Source organism: Ottowia massiliensis (assembly GCF_900240305.1).
GTDB classification, from domain to species: domain Bacteria; phylum Pseudomonadota; class Gammaproteobacteria; order Burkholderiales; family Burkholderiaceae_C; genus Ottowia; species Ottowia massiliensis.
The window spans coordinates 2,212,224-2,233,587 of record NZ_LT964854.1 but is presented as its reverse complement, the minus strand read 5'-3'; the positions used below and the strand labels follow the sequence as shown (position 1 = coordinate 2,233,587).

General features: G+C 64.5%; 18 protein-coding genes and 1 tRNA gene. 2 read left to right on the top strand and 17 right to left on the bottom strand.

From position 1 onward, the window contains the following. Positions 1–47: 47 nt before the first annotated feature. The 8 genes from C1720_RS09990 to C1720_RS09960 all read right to left on the bottom strand — a co-directional run bounded on the left by C1720_RS09990 (position 48) and on the right by C1720_RS09960 (position 10,354). Positions 48–134, bottom strand: a tRNA-Leu gene (locus tag C1720_RS09990). A 54-nt stretch (positions 135–188) separates the two neighbouring features. Beyond that, a complete protein-coding gene (locus C1720_RS09985; RefSeq protein ID WP_102284088.1) occupies positions 189–3,428 on the bottom strand; it encodes an efflux RND transporter permease subunit in 3,240 nt (1,079 codons plus the stop codon). After that, positions 3,415–3,564 carry a hypothetical protein gene (locus C1720_RS13795; RefSeq protein WP_158241696.1) on the bottom strand — a complete coding sequence of 50 codons (150 nt, stop codon included), beginning with the start codon at positions 3,562–3,564 and terminating at the stop codon, positions 3,415–3,417. The genes C1720_RS09985 and C1720_RS13795 overlap by 14 nt, the downstream gene beginning before the upstream one ends. Before the next feature lie 382 nt (positions 3,565–3,946). Further along, positions 3,947–5,122 (bottom strand): efflux RND transporter periplasmic adaptor subunit, encoded by a 1,176-nt coding sequence (locus C1720_RS09980; RefSeq protein WP_102284087.1) that lies wholly within the window; start codon positions 5,120–5,122, stop codon positions 3,947–3,949. Positions 5,123–5,427: 305 nt separating this feature from the next. After that, entirely contained in the window at positions 5,428–6,876 is a 1,449-nt protein-coding gene (locus C1720_RS09975; protein WP_102284086.1) for a high affinity choline transporter 1, read from the bottom strand. Between the two features lie 148 nt (positions 6,877–7,024). Then, complete coding sequence (locus C1720_RS09970; protein WP_233199922.1) at positions 7,025–7,252, bottom strand: SWIB/MDM2 domain-containing protein; 228 nt, start codon at positions 7,250–7,252, stop codon at positions 7,025–7,027. A 380-nt stretch (positions 7,253–7,632) separates the two neighbouring features. Next, entirely contained in the window at positions 7,633–8,286 is a 654-nt protein-coding gene (locus C1720_RS09965; protein WP_102284085.1) for a glutaredoxin family protein, read from the bottom strand. A 31-nt stretch (positions 8,287–8,317) separates the two neighbouring features. Continuing rightward, on the bottom strand, positions 8,318–10,354 hold the full coding sequence (locus C1720_RS09960) for a M3 family metallopeptidase (RefSeq protein ID WP_102284084.1): 2,037 nt from the start codon (positions 10,352–10,354) through the stop codon (positions 8,318–8,320). Positions 10,355–10,742: 388 nt separating this feature from the next. Here C1720_RS09960 and C1720_RS09955 point away from each other — a divergent pair, with 388 nt between their 5' ends. Both C1720_RS09955 and C1720_RS14020 read left to right on the top strand, forming a co-directional pair. Continuing rightward, complete coding sequence (locus tag C1720_RS09955) at positions 10,743–10,997, top strand: GlsB/YeaQ/YmgE family stress response membrane protein (RefSeq protein ID WP_233199920.1); 255 nt, start codon at positions 10,743–10,745, stop codon at positions 10,995–10,997. A 50-nt stretch (positions 10,998–11,047) separates the two neighbouring features. Next, a complete protein-coding gene (locus C1720_RS14020) occupies positions 11,048–11,206 on the top strand; it encodes a hypothetical protein (protein ID WP_172674002.1) in 159 nt (52 codons plus the stop codon). A 474-nt stretch (positions 11,207–11,680) separates the two neighbouring features. Here C1720_RS14020 and dxr read toward each other — a convergent pair whose 3' ends face one another. From dxr to C1720_RS09910, 9 genes are all read right to left on the bottom strand, one after another. Further along, positions 11,681–12,871 (bottom strand): 1-deoxy-D-xylulose-5-phosphate reductoisomerase, encoded by a 1,191-nt coding sequence (gene dxr, locus C1720_RS09950; RefSeq protein ID WP_102284083.1) that lies wholly within the window; start codon positions 12,869–12,871, stop codon positions 11,681–11,683. 6 nt (positions 12,872–12,877) lie between these two features. Beyond that, a complete protein-coding gene (locus C1720_RS09945) occupies positions 12,878–13,723 on the bottom strand; it encodes a phosphatidate cytidylyltransferase (RefSeq protein ID WP_102284082.1) in 846 nt (281 codons plus the stop codon). Continuing rightward, a complete protein-coding gene (gene uppS / locus C1720_RS09940; RefSeq protein ID WP_102284081.1) occupies positions 13,717–14,454 on the bottom strand; it encodes a polyprenyl diphosphate synthase in 738 nt (245 codons plus the stop codon). Before uppS ends, C1720_RS09945 begins: the two co-directional genes overlap by 7 nt. 118 nt (positions 14,455–14,572) lie before the next feature. Then, entirely contained in the window at positions 14,573–15,133 is a 561-nt protein-coding gene (gene frr, locus C1720_RS09935; protein ID WP_050714501.1) for a ribosome recycling factor, read from the bottom strand. Positions 15,134–15,144: 11 nt separating this feature from the next. Continuing rightward, on the bottom strand, positions 15,145–15,867 hold the full coding sequence (gene pyrH, locus C1720_RS09930; protein WP_050714502.1) for a UMP kinase: 723 nt from the start codon (positions 15,865–15,867) through the stop codon (positions 15,145–15,147). Between the two features lie 107 nt (positions 15,868–15,974). Beyond that, positions 15,975–16,865: a translation elongation factor Ts gene (gene tsf, locus C1720_RS09925; protein WP_102284080.1), complete on the bottom strand. Its 891-nt coding sequence runs from the start codon at positions 16,863–16,865 to the stop codon at positions 15,975–15,977. 117 nt (positions 16,866–16,982) lie between these two features. Next, positions 16,983–17,735: a 30S ribosomal protein S2 gene (gene rpsB, locus C1720_RS09920; protein ID WP_102284079.1), complete on the bottom strand. Its 753-nt coding sequence runs from the start codon at positions 17,733–17,735 to the stop codon at positions 16,983–16,985. Between the two features lie 186 nt (positions 17,736–17,921). Next, complete coding sequence (locus C1720_RS09915; protein WP_102284078.1) at positions 17,922–19,127, bottom strand: AI-2E family transporter; 1,206 nt, start codon at positions 19,125–19,127, stop codon at positions 17,922–17,924. A 307-nt stretch (positions 19,128–19,434) separates the two neighbouring features. Continuing rightward, positions 19,435–21,339, bottom strand: coding sequence for a 3'-5' exonuclease (locus C1720_RS09910; protein ID WP_102284077.1), 1,905 nt, complete (start codon positions 21,337–21,339; stop codon positions 19,435–19,437). Between the last annotated feature and the right edge of the window lie 25 nt (positions 21,340–21,364).

Below are 21,364 nucleotides of genomic sequence, written 5' to 3'. Positions count from 1 at the left end.
GCAAAAAAAAGCCCTTGGGCCAAAACTGGCCCAAGGGCTTTTTGCCATGGTGCGCGGAGCCGGACTCGAACCGGCACGCCCTTGCGGGCGTCAGGACCTAAACCTGGTGCGTCTACCAATTTCGCCACCCGCGCGGTTTGGGGCCGCCGCGAAGCTTGCCGTGAAGCCCGCTGCGAAAGAGGCGGATTCTACGGGCTTGCGCCCTCTGGTTCAGCCTTCACGCGGAACCACGCCGCGTACATGGCGGGCAGGGCCAGCAGGGTCAGCGCCGTGGCGACGATGAGGCCGCCCATGATGGCCACGGCCATCGGCCCCCAGAACACGCTGCGCGAGAGGGGAATCATGGCCAGCACGGCAGCGGCGGCCGTCAGCGCGATGGGGCGCAGGCGGCCCACGGCGGCTTCCACGATGGCGTGGCTGGCGCTCATGCCGTGGCGGCGGTTGAGTTCGATCTGGTCGATGAGGATGACCGAGTTGCGCTGAATCATGCCCATGAGGGCGATGACGCCCAGCAGGGCCACGAAGCCGAATGGCCGGTTCAGCGCCAGCAGGGCGGCGGCCACGCCCGCGATGCCCAGCGGGCCGGTCAGAAAGACCAGCATGGCGCGGCTGAACGATTGCAGCTGGAGCATGAGCAGCGTGAAGGTGATGAACAGCATGACGGGCACGCCGGCGGCGATGGAGGCGGAGCCTTTGCTGCTTTCTTCGGTGGCGCCGGCCACTTCCAGGCGGTAGCCGGGCGTTTGACTGGCCCAGCGCGCTTGCAGCTCGCGCAGGGCGGGCAGCAGTTGCGCCGTGACGGTGGCGCCTTCCATGCCCCGGGCCACGTCGCCTTGCACGGTGATGGCGTATTCGCGCTTGTCGCGCCACATCACGCCCGGCTCCCAGGCCAGCACGGGCGTGGCGATTTGCGCCAGCGGAATGGCTTTGCCGCTGGCGGTGGCCACGTAAGCGCCGGCCAGGCTGTCGAGCGCGCCGCGTTCGCTGGCGGGCTGGCGCAAGGTGATGTCGATGAGCTTGTCGCCCTCGCGGTACTGGCCCACGGCCGCGCCGTTTTGCATGACGTGCAGCGCTTGCGCGATGGACTGGCTGGACACGCCCAGCGCGCGCGCCTTGGCCTGGTCAATTTGCAGGCGCAGCGTTTTGATGGACTCGTTCCAGTTGTCGTTCACGTCGCGCATGTGCGCGTTGGCGCGCAGGGCGGCCTTGACTTCGTTGGCGTAGGCGCGCAGCTGCTGCGGATCAGGCCCGATCACGCGGAACTGCACCGGGTAATCCACGGGCGGCCCGCTGGACAGGAGCTTGACGCGCGCGCGCGCTTCCGGAAATTCCTGCGCCAGCAGGGCGGGCAGGCTGCCGAGCAGGCGATTGCGCGCGGCCACGTCCTGCGACAGCACGATGAGCTGCGCCACGTTGCTCTGCGGCATGATTTGGTTCAGCGGCAGGTAAAAGCGCGGCACGCCCGAGCCAATCCACACGCTCACGCTGGCAGCGCCCGGCGCTTGCCGGATGCGCTTTTCCACGCGCGTGGCCACGTCTTCAGTGGCCGCGAAGCTGGCGCCTTCGGGCAGCCAGAGCGACACCAGGATTTCGGGGCGCGTGGAGTCAGGGAAAAACTGCTGCTGCACCCGCCCCATGCCCGCCATGCCCAGCGCAAACACCAGCGCCGTGGCGCCGATGGTCAGCCAGCGCCGCCGCACGCACCAGGCCACCAGGCGGCGAAAGGCCATGTAAAAAGGCGTGTTGAAATTGTCATGCAGCTCGGCGGTATTTTCAGCCGCATTTTCATGGCTATTTTCAGGAGTGTTTTCGCGGCGGTTTTCAATGGCATTTTCCCGCGCATGCGCCACGTGCGGCGGCGTTTTCAAAAGCCACGTGCCCAAAAGCGGAACGAAAATCACCGAAGCCACCCAGCTGGCCAATAGCGCAATCACCGTCACGGCAAATATGGCAAAGGTGTATTCGCCCACCGTTGATTTGGCAATGCCGATGGGCAGAAAACCCGTGGCGGTAATCAGCGTGCCCGTGAGCATGGGCATGGCCGTCAATTCGTAGGCAAATGTGGCGGCACGCAGGCGGTCATAACCTTCTTCCATTTTGCGCACCATCATTTCAACGGCGATGATGGCGTCGTCCACCAGCAGCCCCAGCGCGATGATGAGCGAGCCGAGCGATACCTTGTGCAGCCCGATGCCCCAGTAATACATGAGCAGAAAAGTGATGGCCAGCACCGCCGGAATGGTGATGCCCACCACCAGGCCGGGGCGCGAATCCAGCACCCAGCGCCGCCGCAAGGGATGGGGGCCGCCGGGGCGCTTGTGCAGGCCCAGCGAGAGAAAGCTCACGCCCAGCACCACGGCCACGGCCTCCACCAGCACCCGCACGAATTCATTGACCGAGCCGGCCACCACGGCAGGCTGGTCTTGCACTTGCTGGAGCGTCATGCCGGCGGGCAGCGTGCTTTCGATGCGGGCCGCCGCCTCTTTCAGCGCCTTGCCCAGGGCGATGATGTCGCCGCCCTTGGCCATCGACACGCCCAGCGCAATCACTTCGTTGCCATCGTGGCGCACCTTCACTTGCGGCGGCTCCACATAGCCGCGCCGCACCTGGGCGATGTCTTGCAGGCGCAGCTGCCGCCCCGAAGGGCCGCGAATGGGCATGTCGCGCAGCGCCTGCACCGAGCCGAAAGCGCCGCTCACGCGCACGGGCGCCACTTCCAGCGCCGTTTCCACGCTGCCGGCTGAAACCACGGCGTTTTGCTGCCCCAGCTGCGCCAGCACGGCGTTCATGTCCAGCCCCAGCTCGGCCAGGCGCTTTTGCGAAACCTCGATATAAATTTTTTCGTCTTGCGCGCCGAAAATCTCCACTTTTGCCACGTCTTTCACGCGCAAAAGCTCCCGGCGCACATCATCGGCGATGGTTTTCATTTCAGCCTTTGAAAAACCGCCGCCGGATTGAAGCGCGTAAATCACGCCATAGACATCGCCAAAATCATCATTGAAATACGGGCCGATCACGCCCTGGGGCAGCGTGGCGCGCATGTCGCCGATTTTCTTGCGCACCGTGTACCAGATTTGCGGCACATCGCGCGCGGGCGAATGGTCCTTGAGCTGGAAGGTAATGGTGGTTTCGCCCGGCTTGGAATAGCTGACGATTTTGTCGGCATAAGGCACTTCCTGCAAAGCGCGCTCGAGCTTGTCGGTCACCTGCTCGGCCAATTGCTGCGCGCTGGCGCCCGGCCACCAGGCGCGCACCACCATCGCGCGGAAGGTAAAGGGCGGGTCTTCATCCTGCCCCAGCTGAAAGTAGGCGGCCGCGCCCAGCAGCATGAACGCCGCCATCAGATAGCGCACCAGCGGCGCGTGCGCCAGCGCCCAGCGCGAAAGATTGAAACGGCCGCCGCCCGCATTCACCTCACTGGCCTGCATCAATATTCCTCTTCTTTTCAATTGCGGCGGCGGCGTCATGAGCCGCCGGATGGGCATGCCCGCCCGGATGATTCATTTCAAGCTCCAGCCGCCCGGCAAGGCTTTCTTTTTCGTCATGGCGTTTTTTGTGACGCAATCCATTTTTCAATGACGTTCAATGACGGCGCGGTGCGCGTTTGAAAGGCTGTCCAAAGTCTGCCCGTGGCTGCGGCCAGTGCGGACATGGACACGGTCTCAAGGCGCTGTGCGGCGTTGCAAATCTCCGCCGGGTCACAAAAGCAGTCTGCGGTTTGCGCCTTGCAGCCCATTTCGACCCGCACGTTCGCCCCTTGCGGCCAGACTTTGAACAGGTTCTGAGAAGAAGAGGGCTTGTTTTCGCTCCTCTATTCATAGCATGAGGTCCTAGTGGAAATTGCGCGAGCGGCGTTTTCAATCGCATGAATTCGCTCCTGTTTCCGAAGCATGCGCATGATCTGGCGTGCCTGAGCGGCGTTGCCGGGCGGTGTTGCTGAGCCGTGTCATGGAGCGGTGGCGCTGTCCGGGCTGCCGGATGGCGGCGCGTCTTGGGCTTGCGCCGTTTCGGCAGCTTCAGCGGCTTCGGCGGCGGCCCGGGGCTTGTAGATGCTGACCTTCTGGCCCGGCTGGAGGGCGTGCACGCCGCTGGTGACGATTTGCATGCCCTCTTGCAGGCCGCCGCTAATCAGCACGCTATCGCCTTGCACGCCGCCCACTTGCACATTCAGCTGCTCAACGGCGCTGCTGGCCGGGTCATAGCGCCAGACGGCGGATTGGCCGTCAGCGGCCTGCCACAGGGCGCTGCCCGGCAGGCTCAGGGCGGCGGCGCCCGCCTGGGCGGCGCTTTCCGGCGTGACGTAGGCGGTGGCGCCCAGCGGGGCGCTGGCAGCGGCCTGGCCTTGCAGGGCGGCCTTGACGGTATAGGTGCGGGTGGCAGGGTCGGGGCTGGCGGCGATCTCGCGGATGCGGGCGGGCAGCTTCTCATCGCTGGCCCACAGGCGCACGGTGGCGTTTTGCCCAGCCGCCAGGCGCTGCGCCTGGCCTTCAGGCACGGCAAAGGCAATGTCGCGCGCGCCGTCGCGCGCCAGGCGCACGACGGGCGCGCCAGCGGCCACCACCTGGCCCGCTTCGGCATCCACGCCGGTGACAACACCATCGGCATCAGCCAGCAAATGGGTGTAGCCCGCCTGATTGCCCTGGGCAGCCAGCTGCGCGCGCGCCTGCTTGAGCGCCGATTCGGCCGATTGCAGCGCCGTGGCGCGCCGGTCCAGCTCCGCGCTGCTGATGAAGCCTTTGTCGCGCAGGGCGGAAAAGCGCTCCAGATCCGTGGCGGCCAGATCGCGCTGGGCCTGCGCGGCGGCCGTCTGGGCGCGCGCCGCATCGGCGGCAAGCTGGTAGTCGCGCGCATCCAGCCGGGCCAGAAGCTGGCCTTTTTTCACATGCTGGCCTGGCTCCACGGCGCGTTCGATGATCTTGCCCGCCACGCGAAAACCCAGGCGCGATTCCACTTCGGCCCGCACTTCGCCCGCATATTCGGGCTGGCTGGCAGCCGGGGCGGCGGCCACAGTCATCAGCTTGACGGCGCGCACAGGCGCGGGCGCGGCGGGATGCTTGCCGCAGGCGGCCAGCGCCAGGGCGGCGGCCAGGGCAGCGGCGGTGGCAAAGCGGTGGCGTTGCATGAAGGCGCTCCTTGAAAAGTGAAGCCGTCAGCGCGCTAAAAAATGCGCGCCCAGCTCAAATGCCAATGCAAAACGGCCCCTGCAGCGGGGCCGTTTCAGGCGGATGGCGGCATTTTAGAAATGCCAGAGCGCGCCTTGCGGCTTCAGGCGGCAGCAAGGCGCCGCACGCCTTGCAAGCGCCCTGCCAGAGCCAGTGCGGACCCGGGCGTGGATGTTGCAAATCTTCACTGGCTCACGAGACCCGTCTGCGGTTTGCGGCCCCGGTTTGCACTTTCGCCCCTCATGGCCAGACCATGAACAGGTTTTCACGCGGGGCTGCCGCGATACTGCGGCGCATATTCCTTCTGGTTGGGCAGCCATTGCGGGGCGAGCGAGCCGAACACCATGCCGATGACGGCGGCCAGCAAGCCCGCGAGCTGCTGCGGAAAAGCGGCCCGGAGCATGGGGCTGGCCACAAACAGCAGCCACACGCCCAGCCCCATCGCCACCGCCAGCATGGCCCCTTGCGTGGAAGCGCGCCGCCAGTAGATGCCAAACACCAGCGGCACGAACGCGCCCACCAGCGGAATCTGGTAGGCGCCCGAAACCAGGTCATAGATAGACGAGCCTTCCATCGTGATGGCGTAGGTGAGCACGCAGATGGTGAAGATCAGCACGCTGGCGCGCATGGCCTTGAGCGTGTGCGCGTCGCTCATGCCGGGGCGCAGATTGCGCAGGATGTTTTCCACAAAGGTGGTGGAAGGCGCCAGCAGCGTGGCCGAGGCCGTGGACATGATGGCCGACAGCAGCGCGCCGAAAAAGGCCACTTGCAAGGCGATGGGCATGTGGCTCATCACCAGCGTGGGCAGCAGCTTTTGCGGATCGTCGGTCAGCACCTGGGCGGCGTTGGGCACCACCAGCAGGCCCGCCATCACGATGAACATGGGCACGAAGGCGAACACGAGATACAGCAGGCCGCCCGCGATGGGGCCGCGCCGCGCCGTCTGCACGCTGTTGGATGACATCACGCGCTGGAACACGTCCTGCTGCGGAATGGAGCCGAGCATCATCGTGATGGCCGCTGCCACGAAAAACAGCCACTCCTTGGCGCCGCCCGTGGGGAAGAAACGGAATTTGCCCTCGCTGGCCGTGAACTCGAGCACGCGCTGCGCGCCGCCTGCCAGGCCGGCGGCGTACCAGGCAATGGCCATCAGGCCCAGCACGATGACGATCATCTGCACAAAGTCCGTCAGCGCCACCGACCACATGCCGCCGTACAGCGTGTACAGCACCACCACCGCCGTGCCCAGCGCCATGCCCCAGGTCAGTGAAATCGAGCCGTGGCTGAGCATGTTGAACACCAGCCCCAGCGCCGTGATCTGCGCGCCCACCCAGCCCAGGTAGCTGAAGATGACCATCAGCGAGCACACCACCTCCACCACGCGCCCGTAGCGCTGGCGGTAGTAGTCGCCAATGGTGATGATGTTCAGCTCATACAGCTTGCGCGCGAAAAACAGGCCCACCAGCACCAGGCACAGGCTGGAGCCAATAGGCTCTTCCACCACGCCGCCCAGCCCGTTGGCCATGAACTGCGCGGGCGCGCCCATGACGGTTTCGGAGCCGAACCAGGTCGCAAAAGTCGTGGCGATGACCACGGCCATGGGCAGGCTGCGCCCGGCCACCGCGTAATCGGCCGTGTTGTGTACGCGCCGCGCCGCATACAGCCCCACGCCAATTGAAGCCAGTAAATACAGGACGATAAAGCCCACGAGCATCGTGCAGCCTTTCAGGGTCAGGTGGTTGAAAAAAGGCGCGATTATTACCAGTGAACCCCGTCTTTTTTCAGAGGTTCGCAAATGAAAAAACAGGCAAGAAAAAACCGGCCCGCAGGCCGGTCTGACAGTGACCGTTGAAGCCGGTCAGTCAAGACAGGTGGCCACTGATGAGCTTGGTCATCTCGAACATGGAAACCTGGGGCTTCTTGAAGATTTCCTTGAGCTTGGCATCCGCGTTGATGTTGCGCTTGTTGGCGGCGTCTTGCAGCTTGTGCGCCTTGATGTATTCCCACACTTTTTTCGTCACCTCGGTGCGGGGCATGGGCTTGCTGCCGATGATTGCGGCCAGCTGCGGGCTGGGGGTCAGGGGCTTCATGAAGCCGCTGTTGGCGGCGGGAGCCTTCTTGGCGGCCGCAGGGGCCTTAGCAGTTGCTTTTTTTGCAGTTGCCATGATGGTTGATCCTTGGAAATAAATGTCCAGAACAAAAAAAAGCAGCCCTGATGCGCAGCGCCCCAAGGCGGCTGGCCGCGATGCTACTGGATAAGCAGAGCTGCGCAAGCGCGTGAAACGCCTTTTCGAGCTTCCGTACCCCGTTTTCTTACAAACTGGCACGCCTGTATTGACTTTGCGTTCCCCTTTTCATTCACGCCGCAACAGTCGTTTCAGGATTTGGAGCCGCCAATTGCAGGCAAAAGCACAAGAAAAAGCCGCCCGGAGGCGGCTTCAAACGGGGTTTCGGCGCTCTGAACAGGTTCTCAGAAACGAATGCCCGCCGGATTGTCAGCCGATGGTCCAGGAGGAGTGACGCTGGGCGGCTGGTAGCCGCTGGCATCTGGTGCGCTGTCTTCCGTTTTTTGAGGCGCTGCGGGCGCGATCTTGATGGGTGACAGCGCGGCCGGTGCAGGGCGCTTGTAGCTGGATGGCAGCTGGGAGGTTTTGGGGTAGCCAGCCGCGTCCAGATACTGGCCCCACTGCACATCTGAATAGCCCGCCAGGCGCTGGCCACCAATGGTGAGGGTGGGCAAAGTCGTATCGCCGCCCGTGAGCTTTTTCAGCGCAGCAATGTCGTTGTTGGTGGCGATGGTTTTTTCGGCGTAGGGAATGCCGCGCTGGTTCAGGTAGCTGCGGCCCTCGTCGCAAGGGGCGCAATCTGTGCTTGTGTAGAGGGTGACAGGGTATTTCTGCGCCACCTGGTTCAGCTCGTATGGCAGGCCGTTGGGAGCTGTGGCGGGCACGGGGCTGCCGCCGCTGCGCTGGGCCGTAATGGGCTGGCTGGCATTGACGGGTGGGTTGTCTGAAAAGGGGACGCGCCCATCAGGGCCGACCACGCGATAAACCTGCGCTTGCGCGGCGCCTGCAAGCAGAGTCAGGGCAGCTACGGGCAGAAGCAGTGAGCGAGCGGATTTCATTGGTCTGTTTTCTCCTAGTGAGTGGCACACTTTAGGCCATGCCTTGGTGGCGCAGGAGCGCATCCAGGCTGGGTTCACGGCCCCGGAAAGCTTTGAATGACTCCATGGCGGGACGGCTGCCGCCAGCCTCCAGAATGGCCTGGCGATATTTTCGTCCGGTTTCCAGGCTGTGCTGGCCGTCAGGCGTGACGGTTTCCTCAAAAGCAGCGTATGCGTCGGCGGCCAGCACTTCAGCCCACTTGTAGCTGTAGTAACCGGCCGCGTAGCCGCCCGCGAAGATGTGGCTGAAGGTGTGCGCCATGCGGCCCCAGGCCGGCGGGTGCAGCACGGCCACTTCCTGCCGCACGGCCAGCAAAAGGGCCTGCACGTCTTTCACTGGCTCCCTGGCGGTGTGCAGCAGCATGTCGAACAGGGCGAATTCGATTTGCCGCAGGGTTTGCATGCCGCTTTGGAAGTTGCGCGCGGCCAGCATCTTGTCGAACAGCTCGCGCGGCAGCGGCTCGCCCGTGTCCACGTGGGCGGTCATGTGTTGCAGCACGTTCCATTCCCAGCAGAAGTTCTCCATGAACTGGCTGGGCAGCTCCACCGCGTCCCACTCCACGCCGCTGATGCCGGAAACATCGCGCTCGTCCACCTGCGTGAGCATGTGGTGCAGGCCGTGACCGAATTCGTGAAAGAGCGTGGTCGCGTCATCATGCGTGAGCAAGGCGGGCTTGCCGTCCACGCCTTCGGCGAAGTTGCACACAAGATAGGCCACGGGCGTTTGCAGCCGGCCGGTGTCGGGGCGCAGCCAGCGCGAGCGCGCGTCATCCATCCACGCGCCGCCGCGCTTGCCGAGGCGCGCAGCAGGGTCCAGATAGAACTGGCCCAGCAATTGACCATTGCGCTCGATGCGGTAGAAACTCACGCTGCTGTGCCACACGGGCGCCTGATCGGGGCGGATGCTGATTTCAAACAGCGTCTCGGCAATGCGAAACAGCCCCGCCAGCACCTTGGGCAGCGTGAAATAAGACTTGACTTGCTGCTCACTGAAGGCGTAACGCGATTCGCGCAGACGCTCGCTCAGGTAAGTCCAGTCCCAGGGTTGCGGATCGTCCAGCCCCAGCTCCTTGCGGGCGTAGTCGCGCAAGTCCTGCACATCGCGTTCGGCGTAGGGGCGCGCCTTGGCTGCCAGCTCGCGCAAAAAACGCACCACTTCTTCGGGCGATTCAGCCATCTTGGGCACCAGAGAGACGGCGCCAAAGTCCGGGTAGCCCAGCAGCTGCGCTTCTTCATGCCGCAGCGCCAATATCTCCTGCATGATGGCCGTGTTGTCAAAGCGGCGGGCATCGCCCTCGGCCTGGTCGGAAGCGCGCGTGGCATAGGCGCGATACAGGCGCTCGCGCAGTGCGGAGCTGACGGCAAACTGCATCACCGGCAGATAGCAGGGCAGCTTGAGCGTGAGCTTGTAGCCGCTTTGCCCCTCGGCTTCGGCGGCGGCGCGCGTGGCGGCTTTCACATCGTCAGGCACGCCGGCCATTTCTTCGGCGCTGGCGTAGTACGCGAAAGCGTCGGTGGCGTCCAGCGCGTTTTCGCTGAATTTCTGCGTCAGCTCGGCGCTGCGCTCCTGAATTTCAGCAAAGCGCTTCTTGGCCTCGCCGTGCAACTCCGCGCCGCCCAGCACAAAACCGCGCAAGGCATTTTTCAGCGCCTGCCGCTGCTCGGCATTGAGCGCGTTGGCGTCGATAGCCTTGTATTTGGCATACAGGCGCTCGTCGCAGCCCAGGCGCGTGTAGAACTCGGCAATCTTGGGCAAAGCCGCGTTATAGGCGGCGCGCAGCTGGGGCGTGTCAGCCACGGCGTTCAGGTGGCTGACCACGCCCCAGGCCAGAGACAGCCGCTCGGTCGCCACATCCAGCGTGGCCGAAAGCGCCTGCCAGCTGGCGGCAAAGCCGGGCGCCGTCACCTCCTCCAGCGCAGCGCGCGCCTTGGCCAGCAGCGCGTCAATGGCCGGGGCCACATGCTCGGGACGAATCAAATCAAAGCGTGGAAGAGGGGAAAGATTGAACAGGGGGTTTTCAGCAGTCATGGCGCGGGCAAATGGGGCGAGGGAATAAAAAAATCAAGCGGCGGCAAACAAGGCAATGGGTGGAAAGGACGTGAATCAATCCAATCTGCCGCCAGGCTGTGGCTGAGCGTATATCCAGACGTACATTCAGAAAAAGCGTGCACTGAACGGCATGGAAACAAAAGCCGCCCGGCTCCTGCGAACGCCATACAGGCCTGGGCGGTCATGATATTCGTCTGTATGAGCCTGTATGAATATGAAAGACCTGAAAACACCGCTGGCCGGAAATATCCCTTCATGGCATGCCAGCCATGCGCCTGCGGCGGCCGGGTTTGCGCAAGCGCGCCGGATTTGCCGCAGATTCGCCGTTACAGTCAGTCCTTTTCATCGTTTGCAAAGGACAAGCCGGATGCTGTGGGATCTCATCGTTGCCGTAATCGTGGGTTTTATCGTGGGGCTGATAGCGCGGGCGCTCATGCCGGGCAATCAGAGCATGGGGTTTTTCGCGACGGCGCTGCTGGGCATGGCCGGGTCTGTACTGGCCAGCTATGGCGGCGGCGCGCTGGGGCTGTACCCGGCAGGCTCGCGCATGGGCTGGGGCGCTTCCATCATTGGCGCGCTCATCGCCTTGTTCATCTATAACCAAATAGCCAAAAAGCAGTGACAATATCCGGTTTTTCCAATCCCGCCGTTACTTGAAAGGAACTTCACATCATGGGCAACAAACTCGTTACCGAAGCCGATCGCAAAGCCACCAAGCCGTTGCCTGGCGCGCCTGCGCCCCGCTTGGGCGGCGGACAGCGCAAAAGCCTGGAGCGCGGCGCTCACACGCGCAGCAAGAAAAACGCTGGCAAGCGCCCGCATCAAGGTTGAGCGGCTTTTGCCAGCCATGAAAAAAGCGCCTCATTGAAGGCGCTTTTTTCATGGTCATGCCGCTTTGACGAAAAGCCTGCCTGCCCTTGTCTGAATCGCCGCAAATCCAAGCTGCATCAAGGCTGCATGCCTATTTGTCCTCGGACTGGCGCTGCCGTTTCCTGCTCCATCAGCTGCTCATGGCTTGGCTGCAAACGGCAAAAAAACGGACTGGGTTGGTTGAAGAATGAGCGCGGCATGAACGATAAAACTGTGCTGAGTGGGCGGCATTTTAGCTCCTTAATTCATAGCACGGTGTCCTAGTCAAAAATGCGCCAGTCGGTATTTTGACCCCCTTGAATTCGCTCCTGTTTTTAATGCACCCTGAAAAGCGAAAGATGGACCAGAAGCCCCCTTCGCCCGCCAGCCGCCCTGTGTTTCGATGTGGCCGCTTCGGCGCCTGCCCATCGGGCGGACGAAGGCCCTGACAGGCTTTCAGGCCAGCTTGCGCGCCGCTTCCTGCGCCGTGCGGCGCGCGCTGGCGTCCAGCGCGAGCAGGGCGGGCAGATCAGGCGCGGGGTGGCAAGCGGCGGCTTCCAGCGTGGACTGGATGACGGCGTGAATCTGGTCAAAGCGGATGCGGCCTTGCAAGAAGGCTTCAACGGCCACTTCATTGGCGGCGTTGAAGATGGCGCAGGCGCCTTCAGGCGCGCGCAGCACTTGCCAGACGAGGGCCAGGGACGGAAAGCGCGCGGGGTGGCCGTGGCTTTGCATGTCTTCAAAGGTCAGGCCCTGCAAGGCGCCAAAGTCCAGCGCGGGCGAGCCGGATGCCATGCGCTGCGGCCAGGCCAGGCCGTAGGCGATGGGCACGCGCATGTCGGGCGTGCCCAGCTGGGCGACGATGGAGCCGTCCAGATACTGAACCATGGAGTGGATGACGCTTTGCGGGTGAATGAGGGCGCAGAGCTTTTCAGGCGGCATGCCAAAGAGCCAGCGCGCTTCGATGATTTCCAGCGCCTTGTTCACCATGGTGGCCGAGTCCACGGAAATCTTGCGGCCCATGCGCCAGTTGGGATGGGCGCAAGCCTGTTCGGGCGTGACGCTGCGCAGCCGGGCCGGCTCCCAGGTGCGAAAGGGGCCGCCTGAAGCGGTGAGGATGATGCGCTCGACGCGCTGGCCCCAGGTGGCGGGGTCTTCGGGCAGGGACTGGAAGATGGCGGAGTGCTCGCTGTCGATGGGCAGCAGCGTGGCGCCGCCTTCGCGCACGGCGCGCATGAACAGGCTGCCGCCGACAACCAGCGCCTCTTTGTTGGCCAGCAGCAGGCGCTTGCCCGCGCGGGCGGCGGCCAGGCAGGGCGCCAGGCCCGCCGCGCCGACGATGGCGGCCATGACGGTTTCCACCTCTGCGCTGGACGCTATGTTTTCAATAGCTGCTGGCGCAGTATCCACGCGGACTTCAAGCCCTTTTTGCCTGATTTTTTCGGCCAGTTGCGCGGCGTGGGGGGCGCTGGCCATGGCTGCCACGCGGGGGCGGAAGCGCTCGCACTGCGCCAGCAGCTTGTCCACCTGCGTGGCGGCCGTGAGCGCGACGACTTCAATGCGGTCAGGATGGCGCGCGGCCACATCCAGTGTGCTGGCGCCAATGGAGCCTGTGGAGCCAAGCACAGCCAGGCGTTGTTTTTTCATGGGATGTCAGTCCATCAGCCCGATCAGCGCCAGCGCCAGGGGCAGCGTGGGCAGCAGGGCGTCTATGCGGTCGAGCACGCCGCCGTGGCCGGGCAGCAGGCCGCTGGAGTCTTTCATGCCGGCGCTGCGCTTGACCAGGGATTCGGCCAGATCGCCCACCACGCTCATGCCCGCCAGCAGCAGCACGCCCAGCGCCAGCCACAGCGGCCCGGCTTGGTGCAGGCGGGCAAACAGGCTGGGGCGGGCCGCGTCATCCAGCCACGCCCAGCCAGCGGCCAGCAGCAGCACGCCAGCCATGCCGCCCCACACGCCTTCCCAGCTTTTGCCGGGGCTGATGTTGCGGGCCAGCTTCGCGCCGTGCGTGAGGCGCCCGCCCAGGGCGCGGCCAGCGAAATAGGCGCCAATATCGGCCGTCCAAACGAGCGCCAGCACGGAAAGCAGAAAGTTCACGCCCATGCCATGCGCTTGCGCCATGGCCAGCCAGGCGGCCGTCAGCACTGCCAGCCCCGCGCACCAGCGCGCAATCAGCGGCACGCGCGGCCAGCCCGCCACGCCACGGCGCAGCAGCCACGCGCCGCCGGCGATCCACAGCGCGCCCACGCCCAGCCACAAGGCGGGAAGGGGGCGCGCTACCGCGCCGCCCAGCCACAGCCCGGCGCAAAGCGCCGCGCACAGCAGCCCCGTGGCAAGGGCTGGCGCGCCAGCCAGGCCGTTGAGCCGCGCCCATTCCCAGGCCGCAGCGGCAATCAGCGCCAGCGTCAGCGCCAGAAAAGGCGCGGCCACGGGCGCGAAAAGGGCGGGCAGAAAAACGGCCAGCAGTACCAGGGCGGTGATGACGCGCTGCTTCAGCATGCCTGCCCGTCCTGTGGCTGCACTTGCTCGGAGGTTTTGCCAAAGCGCCGCTCGCGCGCGGCGTAGGCGGCCAGGGCCTCGTCCAGCGCGGCTTCGTCAAAGTCCGGCCAGAGCCGGTCGCTGAAGAAAAGCTCGCTGTAGGCGCACTGCCAGAGCAGGAAGTTGCTGATGCGCTGCTCGCCGCCGGTGCGGATGAGCAAGTCGGGGTCAGGCGAGCAGGCCAGCGAGAGCGCTTGCCCCAGCGCTTCTTCGGTGATGGTTTCACCGCGCGCGGCCAGCCGGGCTGCGGCCTGCACGATGTCCCAGCGGCCGCCGTAGTTCAGGCACACATTGAGCGTCATGCGCTGGCCGCTGGCGGTTTGCGCCTCGGCCTGCGCCAGCGCGGCTTGCAGGCCCTCGGCCAGCGCGTTCAGCTGCCCGATAAAGCGCAGCCGCACGCCCGCTTCCTGCAAGGCGGGCACTTCGCTGGCGAGCGACTTGCCCATCAGACCCATCAGGCCGCTGACTTCATCGGGCGGACGGCGCCAGTTTTCAGAAGAAAACGCAAACACCGTCAGCGCCTGCACGCCGCGCGCCGCGCACGCCTGCACGCAGCGGCGCAGCGAAGCGACGCCCTGGCGATGCCCCACGATGCGCGGCAACAGGCGCTTCCGCGCCCAGCGGCCATTGCCGTCCATGATGATGGCAATGTGCCTGGGCAGCGGATGGGCGGAAGACGGCAAGAAAGGCATGGGCGGCGGAAAGCCAAACGGGCGGGCAGCGCGCTGGCAAGCGGCAATAAGCGTCGAGAGATGACGGAAACGGGGCCAGACTGGAAAAAAGCAGGCGCGCAAAGCCTGCCCAGCCCGCTCAAACAGCCATCACGTCTTTTTCCTTTTCGGCCACCAGCGCGTCAATCTCGGCAATGTGCTTGTCGGTGAGTTTCTGGATGTCGGCCTCGGCGCGCTTTTGGTCGTCTTCGGAGGCTTCCTTGTCCTTGACGAGCTTTTTCACGGCTTCATTGGCATCGCGCCGGAGGTTGCGGATGGCGATCTTGGCGCTTTCGCCTTCATGGCGCACCAGCTTGGTCATTTCCTTGCGGCGCTCTTCGCTCATGGGCGGCATAGGCACGCGGATCAGATCGCCCATGCTGGCGGGGTTCAGGCCCAGGTCGCTTTCGCGGATGGCCTTTTCGATTTTTGCGGCCATGTTCTTTTCCCACGGCTGCACGCTGATGGTGCGCGAGTCCAGCAGCGAGACGTTGGCCACCTGCGACAGGGGCACGTGGCTGCCGTAGTACTCCACATGAATGGTGTCCAGCAAGGCCGGATTGGCGCGGCCCGTGCGGATTTTGGTGAGGTTGTTCTTGAAGGCGGCGATGGATTGGTCCATCTTGGCCTGGAGGTTTTTCTTGATGTCTGCAATCGTCATGTTCGGCTCCTTCAGACGTGAACGAGGGTTCCTTCATCCGCGCCCATGACCACGGCCTTGAGGGCGCCCGGCTTGAAGATGGAAAACACCTTGATCGGCAGTTTCTGGTCGCGGCACAAGGCGAAAGCCGTGGCATCCATGATGCCCAGGTTTTTCGTCATGGCCTCATCAAAGCTCAGGCGCGCGTAGCGCGTGGCCTGGGCGTCTTTGCGGGGATCGGCGGAATAAACGCCATCCACCTTGGTGGCCTTGAGCACCAGCTCCGCGCCGATTTCAGCGCCGCGCAGGGCCGCCGCCGTGTCGGTGGTGAAAAAGGGATTGCCCGTGCCAGCGGCGAACACCACGGCCTTGCCTTCTTCCAGGTACTGGAGCGCCTTGGGGCGCACGTAAGGCTCCACCACCTGATCGATGCTGATGGCGCTCATCACGCGCGCCGTCAGCCCGGTTTTGTTCATGGCGTCGGCCAGCGCCAGCGCGTTCATCACGGTGGCCAGCATGCCCATGTAATCGGCCGTGGCGCGATCCATGCCCACGGCACCGCCAGCCATGCCGCGAAAGATGTTGCCGCCGCCAATCACCACCGCCACTTGCACGCCCATGCGCGCGACCTCGGCAATCTCTCCCACGATGCGCCCGATGACGGCCTGGTTGATGCCAAAGGCGTCGTCTCCCATCAGCGCCTCGCCGGAAAGCTTGATCAGAATGCGCTTGTGGGCAGGGGTGTCGTGTGGCATGAAGAGGCTCTCTCGTGTGCTTGTTGTGGGCGGAACGCATGGGCGGCAGGCAGTGTGTTCAGGCCCGGGCGGCCCGCCTGCCAAGGCAGCCGCCCGGCCAGGCCGGCTCAGCTCTTGCCTTGCGCGGCAGCCACTTGCGCGGCCACTTCAGCGGCGAAATCGTCTTGTTTTTTCTCGATGCCTTCGCCCACCACGTACAGGGTGAAACCCGTCACCTTGGTGTTTTTCTCTTTGAGCATTTGCTCGACCGTCTGCTTGTCGTTCTTGACGAAAGGCTGGCTGAACAGCGCCACTTCCTTGAGGTATTTCTGCACCGAGCCTTCCACCATCTTGGCGGCGATGTCGGCAGGCTTGCCCGATTCCTGCGCCTTGGCCAGGGCCACGCTGCGCTCGCGCTCGATCAGTTCGGCGGGCACGTCGGCGCTGGTCAGCGCCACGGGCTTCATGGCGGCCACGTGCATGGCCACGTCACGCGCGGCCACTTCGTCGCCTTCGTATTCCACCAGCACGCCAATGCGCGTGCCGTGCACGTAGCTGGTGACTTTGCCGCCCGCCTTGCGCACCAGGCGGCGGAAGCTCATGTTTTCGCCAATCTTGCCGATCAGGCCCACGCGCACGTCTTCCAGCGTGGGGCCAAAGCCGTCTTGCTCATAGGGCAGCGCACCCAGCGCGGCCACGTCGGCGGGGTTTTTCTCGGCAGTCAGCCGGGCAGCGGCGTTGGCCATGGCCGCAAAGCTGTCGTTCTTGGTCACGAAATCGGTTTCGCAATTGACTTCGACCATCGCGCCCACGCCGTTTCCGATGAAAGCGGCCACCACGCCTTCCGCCGTGATGCGGCTGGCCGCCTTGCCAGCCTTGGTGCCGAGCTTGACGCGCAGCAGTTCTTCGGCCTTGGTCATGTCGCCGTCCGCTTCGGTCAGCGCCTTCTTGCATTCCATCATGGGCGCGTCGGTCTTGGCGCGCAGGTCAGCCACCATTTTTGCGGTAATTGCAGCCATTTCTTGATTTCTCCGTTGATTCGTTCAGATTCAATTCACAAAAAAGGGGCTGCCAAGCCCCTTTGCAAGCGCCCAGGCGCTTCGCGTCACGCAAAAGCGCAGGCGGGCGCGGCTTCATCAGGCAGCGGCTTCGTCTTTCACTTCAACGAATTCGTCGCCGCTGTCAGCCACGGCTTTCAGCACTTCGTCCACGGCGTTGGCCTTGCCTTCCAGAATGGCGTCGGCGATGCCGCGCGCGTACAGCGTCACGGCCTTGGCCGAGTCGTCGTTGCCGGGGATGACGTAATCAATGCCTTCCGGGCTGTGGTTGGAGTCCACCACGCCAATGAGCGGAATGCCCAGCTTGCGCGCTTCGGCCACGGCAATCTTGTGGTAGCCCACGTCAATCACGAAGATGGCGTCAGGCAGCGCGGTCATGTCCTGAATGCCGCCAATGTCGCGCTCCAGCTTTTCCAGCTCGCGGGCGAACAGGAGCTGCTCTTTCTTGCTCATGTTGTCCAGCCCCGCTTCCTGCTGCGCCTGCATGTCTTTGAGGCGCTTGATGGACGTTTTGACGGTTTTGAAGTTGGTCAGCATGCCGCCCAGCCAGCGCTGTTCAACGTAGGGCATGCCGGCGCGGCGGGCTTCTTCAGCCACGATGTCGCGCGCCTGGCGCTTGGTGCCGACAAACAAAATGGTGCCCCGGTTGGCGGCCATTTGACGCGCGAATTTCTGCGCTTCCTGGAACATCGGCAGCGACTTTTCCAGGTTGATGATGTGAATCTTGTTGCGATGGCCGAAGATGAAAGGAGCCATCTTGGGGTTCCAGAAGCGCGTCTGGTGTCCGAAGTGGACGCCGGCTTCCAGCATTTCACGCATGGTGACGGACATGTGTTTTTCCTGAAGGTTGGGTCTTGAAACCCCGGCCCCTTGCCGCGCGTTGTTGGGGTTATGCGCGGCACCTTGGGCGGGCCGGGTCGGAATTTGTCTTGCCCTTGGCAGACTGGGCAAAACTTGCGGATTGTAGCTTTTCCGCCGAGTGACAGCCTGCGCCTTTTCTCGCTTCAGAGGCCATGGTCAGGCCGCCGAATCCGGCGCTGAATCCGCTGGCGCTTCCTTTTCGCCCTCTTGCGGCTGTGCCTCAGCCTGCGGCGCGCCGCCGTCCGCTGCGGCTTGCGGGTCTTCGTCCTCCTGCGCCGCATCTGCGCCAGGGTCTTCCTCGTGGTCGGCAAGCACGCGGCCATTGGCGTGCCTGAACAGCGCCCAGGCGGCCATGAACAGGGCGGCAATCACTGGCCCGGCCACAAAGCCCGACAGGCCAAAGAGCGAGAGGCCGCCAATCGTCGTCAGCAAAATCAGATAGTCAGGCAGCTTGGTGTCCTTGCCCACCAGCACCGGGCGCAGCGCGTTGTCGATCATGCCGATCACCAGCATGCCCCAAGCCGCCAGTCCCGCGCCCTGCCACACCGACCCGGTGGCCAGCAGATAGATGGCCACCGGCCCCCACACCAGGCTGGCGCCCACGGCGGGCAGCAGCGAGAGCACCGCCATCACCACGCCCCACAGCACGGCCCCGTGCACGCCCAGCGCCCAGAAGGCCAGCCCGCCCAGCATGCCCTGCACCACAGCCACCACCACATTGCCCTTGACCGTAGCGCGCCCCACCGTGGCGAACTTGCGCATGAGATAGCGCGTTTGCGCGCGCGACATGGGCACCGTGTCGCTGATCAGCGCCGCCAGCTGCCGCCCGTCGCGCAGAAAAAAGAACATCAGATAGAGCATGATGGCCACGTTCACCGCCAGCATCAGCGCGTTTTGCCCCAGCGCCAGCGCCCGCCCGGTCAGCATCTGCCCGGCCTTGATGAAGCCGTCAGAGAAGCGGTCCATCACGCTTTGCACGTCCACCAGGTCCAGCCGCTTCATCACGTCGGTCAGCCACTTGGGCAGCGCCGCCATGATCTGCTGCGCGTAGGCGCGGAAATCAATCTGCCCGTCGCGCATGCGCTCCACCAGCGCCGCCGCTTCGTTCACCAGCGCGCCAATCAGCAGCGTGGCAGGCAGCACCACGATCAGCAAGAAAGCCAGCAGCGTCAGCAGCGCCGCCGCATTGCGCCGCCCTTTCAGGCGGCGGCACAGCGCGTCAAACAGCGGGTGAAACAAAATGGCCATCAACACCGCCCAGAACACCGCGCCCCACAGCGGCGCCAACACCCACAAAAAGGCAATGGAAACAGCCGCCAGCAGCAGCAGGAAAACGGTGCGTTGCAGTTGTGGGGTGTTCATGGCGCGCGCACTATAGCCAACCAGGGATCCAACCGTGAACCGGCCAGCGCCCGCCGCGCGCGGCAGCAAAAAACGCCGCCCGCGAGCGGCTCGTGGAGCCAGCCTGGCCCATCTCAGCGCCTGTCTGCCATCTGTCCGCAGGCGCAGGCCGCGCATGGGCAAGGCTGAATGTTCAGCCGCTTTTTCGCTCCTCTATCCATAGCATGATGTCCTAGTAGGAACTGCGCTGAACGGTATTTCTGCCCGCCTGAATTTGCTCCTGTTTTCGTGAACAAGTTCTGATGCCGTCTGGCAGGCTGGCCCTTCCTCACCCGCTCTGCCGCGCGGGCAGCAGGCCGGGCAGGCGCTCCAGCGCCTGCTGCACGCGGCTGACGGCGGGCGAATCGCCTGCGCACGAGAGGGTGAGCTGCTCGGTGGCGCGGGTCATGGCCACATACAGCAGGCGCCACTCGTCTTCCTCGGCGGCGGCCTGGGCGGGCAGCAGGTCCAGCCGCATGAGAAAGACGTGCGGAAATTCCAGCCCTTTGGCGGCGTGCATGGTCAGCAGCTTCACGCTGGGGGCGTTCCAGTCCAGCTGGTTTTTCTTCTGCGCGGCGCTGCCGCTGGCATGGCCGCTGACAGAACCGCTGATATAGGCCTCGGCCTCGATGCCGCGCTGGCGCAGGGCCGTTTTCAGCAGCTCCCAGTTGCGTTTTTCGCGGCAGAGCACGGCAATGTCTTGCGCGGGCACGCCGCTTTGCACCAGCTCGTGTATGCGCGCAGCCAGCCCTTGCGCTTCTTCACGGCCCGTGGCAAAGCGCAGCAGATGGGGCAGCGGGCCGCGCCGCCCGGCGCTGCCGGGGTGTATGCAGGGCATGCGCGTGTCGCTTTCTTCGGCTTCATCCAGCAAGCCGCCCGCGCAGAGCATGGACAGGGCCAATATTTCCGCCGTGTTGCGGTAGTTGAGCCGCAGGATGCTGGTGCGGCCTTGTGCCTGGATGCCCATCTTGCTGAAGCTGGGCAGGCGCTTGCCGCTGCGCCGGTAGATGGACTGCGCATCGTCATAAAGCACCAGCAGCGACTGCGCTTCGTCGGGCAGCTGGGCCGCCATGCGCAGCCAGGCGGCTTCAAAGTCGTGCGCTTCGTCAATCAGCACGGCGGCGTAGGCGCCCTTGGGCACCTGGCCTTTGTGCATGCCCTGCTCCACGGCATCAACCAGGGCGGCCAGGTCCGCTTCCTTGTTGGCCTGCCGCTTGGGGCGCGGCAGGCGGCAGTCATTGAGCATGCGGCTGCACCAGCCGTGAAATGTGCTGACTTGCACTTGCTCGGGCGTGATGCCGCGCGCGGCCAGCTGGTGCTCAATGCGCCCGGCCAGCGGGCGGTTGTAGCAAAGCACGAGGATGGGGCGGCCCGTGGTGTTGCGCTGCGCCAGGTGCTGCGCGCGAAAGATGAGGATCATGGTCTTGCCCGATCCGGCCACGCCGTGAATCACGCGGTGGCCTTCGCCCAGCGAGCGGGCCGCTTGCTCCTGGTTCAGGTCCATCACCTGCATCAGGTCAGGAATGGCGAATTGGCCCGCCGCTTCAACGGCGGCCTTTTGCGCGGCAGACCAATTGGTGACGCGCACTTCGGGAAAGATCAGCCAGCGCACGCGCTCTTGCTGCCTGGCGCTCAGGCGCGCGGCAAAGCCTTTGTCCAGCAGGCTCCAGAGGCGCTCGCAAAAGGCGGCGGGCGGCACGCTGTCGGCCAAATCGGGCCGAAACAGCGTGTGGCTGGCGGGGAAGATGTCTTGCAGGCCCGCCGCCGCCGCGTCGTCTTCTGTCATCCGGCTCATCACCGCGCCCCAGCCAAAGGGCACGGCGCAATGGCCCTCGTAAGGGCCGCTGGTCTGCTTCAGCTGCGCATCGCGCTGAATCGGACTCATGGCCTGCAAAACGCACTCGTGCGCCTGCTTCATGGGATGCGGGCTGTTGCCGTCTTGCAAGGTAATGCGTGAGAGATTGGCCTTGCGGATGCTGCCCGGCTTCCAGTGCTTGACTTCCAGCACCAGCAGGCCGCGTTCGGGGTGGAAGATGACGAAATCGGGCTGCCTTTGCAGCCGCCCCACGGGAATGTCGTGCCACACCACGCATTCATCGGGCAGGCAGCGCCTGAGCTGCTCCATCACCAGGCGCTCGCCGGGGTTCTCGCAGGCATCGTGGATACGGGAATAGGTCTGGGGGAAAACGGCCATCTGTAAATGATACACATGGATAGTT

Bases quoted from the DNA above. Each gene is read 5' to 3' on its own strand.
- C1720_RS09945 (WP_102284082.1), bottom strand. From the start codon at position 13,723: ATGCTGAAGCAGCGCGTCATCACCGCCCTGGTACTGCTGGCCGTTTTT.
- C1720_RS09960 (WP_102284084.1), bottom strand. From the start codon at position 10,354: ATGACTGCTGAAAACCCCCTGTTCAATCTTTCCCCTCTTCCACGCTTT.
- frr (WP_050714501.1), bottom strand. From the start codon at position 15,133: ATGACGATTGCAGACATCAAGAAAAACCTCCAGGCCAAGATGGACCAA.
- C1720_RS09965 (WP_102284085.1), bottom strand. From the start codon at position 8,286: ATGAAATCCGCTCGCTCACTGCTTCTGCCCGTAGCTGCCCTGACTCTG.
- rpsB (WP_102284079.1), bottom strand. From the start codon at position 17,735: ATGTCCGTCACCATGCGTGAAATGCTGGAAGCCGGCGTCCACTTCGGA.
- C1720_RS09910 (WP_102284077.1), bottom strand. From the start codon at position 21,339: ATGGCCGTTTTCCCCCAGACCTATTCCCGTATCCACGATGCCTGCGAG.
- C1720_RS09985 (WP_102284088.1), bottom strand. From the start codon at position 3,428: ATGCAGGCCAGTGAGGTGAATGCGGGCGGCGGCCGTTTCAATCTTTCG.
- C1720_RS09975 (WP_102284086.1), bottom strand. From the start codon at position 6,876: ATGCTCGTGGGCTTTATCGTCCTGTATTTACTGGCTTCAATTGGCGTG.
- uppS (WP_102284081.1), bottom strand. From the start codon at position 14,454: ATGCCTTTCTTGCCGTCTTCCGCCCATCCGCTGCCCAGGCACATTGCC.
- pyrH (WP_050714502.1), bottom strand. From the start codon at position 15,867: ATGCCACACGACACCCCTGCCCACAAGCGCATTCTGATCAAGCTTTCC.
- C1720_RS09970 (WP_233199922.1), bottom strand. From the start codon at position 7,252: ATGAAGCCCCTGACCCCCAGCCCGCAGCTGGCCGCAATCATCGGCAGC.
- tsf (WP_102284080.1), bottom strand. From the start codon at position 16,865: ATGGCTGCAATTACCGCAAAAATGGTGGCTGACCTGCGCGCCAAGACC.
- C1720_RS09915 (WP_102284078.1), bottom strand. From the start codon at position 19,127: ATGAACACCCCACAACTGCAACGCACCGTTTTCCTGCTGCTGCTGGCG.
- dxr (WP_102284083.1), bottom strand. From the start codon at position 12,871: ATGAAAAAACAACGCCTGGCTGTGCTTGGCTCCACAGGCTCCATTGGC.
- C1720_RS09980 (WP_102284087.1), bottom strand. From the start codon at position 5,122: ATGCAACGCCACCGCTTTGCCACCGCCGCTGCCCTGGCCGCCGCCCTG.
- C1720_RS14020 (WP_172674002.1), top strand. From the start codon at position 11,048: ATGGGCAACAAACTCGTTACCGAAGCCGATCGCAAAGCCACCAAGCCG.
- C1720_RS09955 (WP_233199920.1), top strand. From the start codon at position 10,743: ATGCTGTGGGATCTCATCGTTGCCGTAATCGTGGGTTTTATCGTGGGG.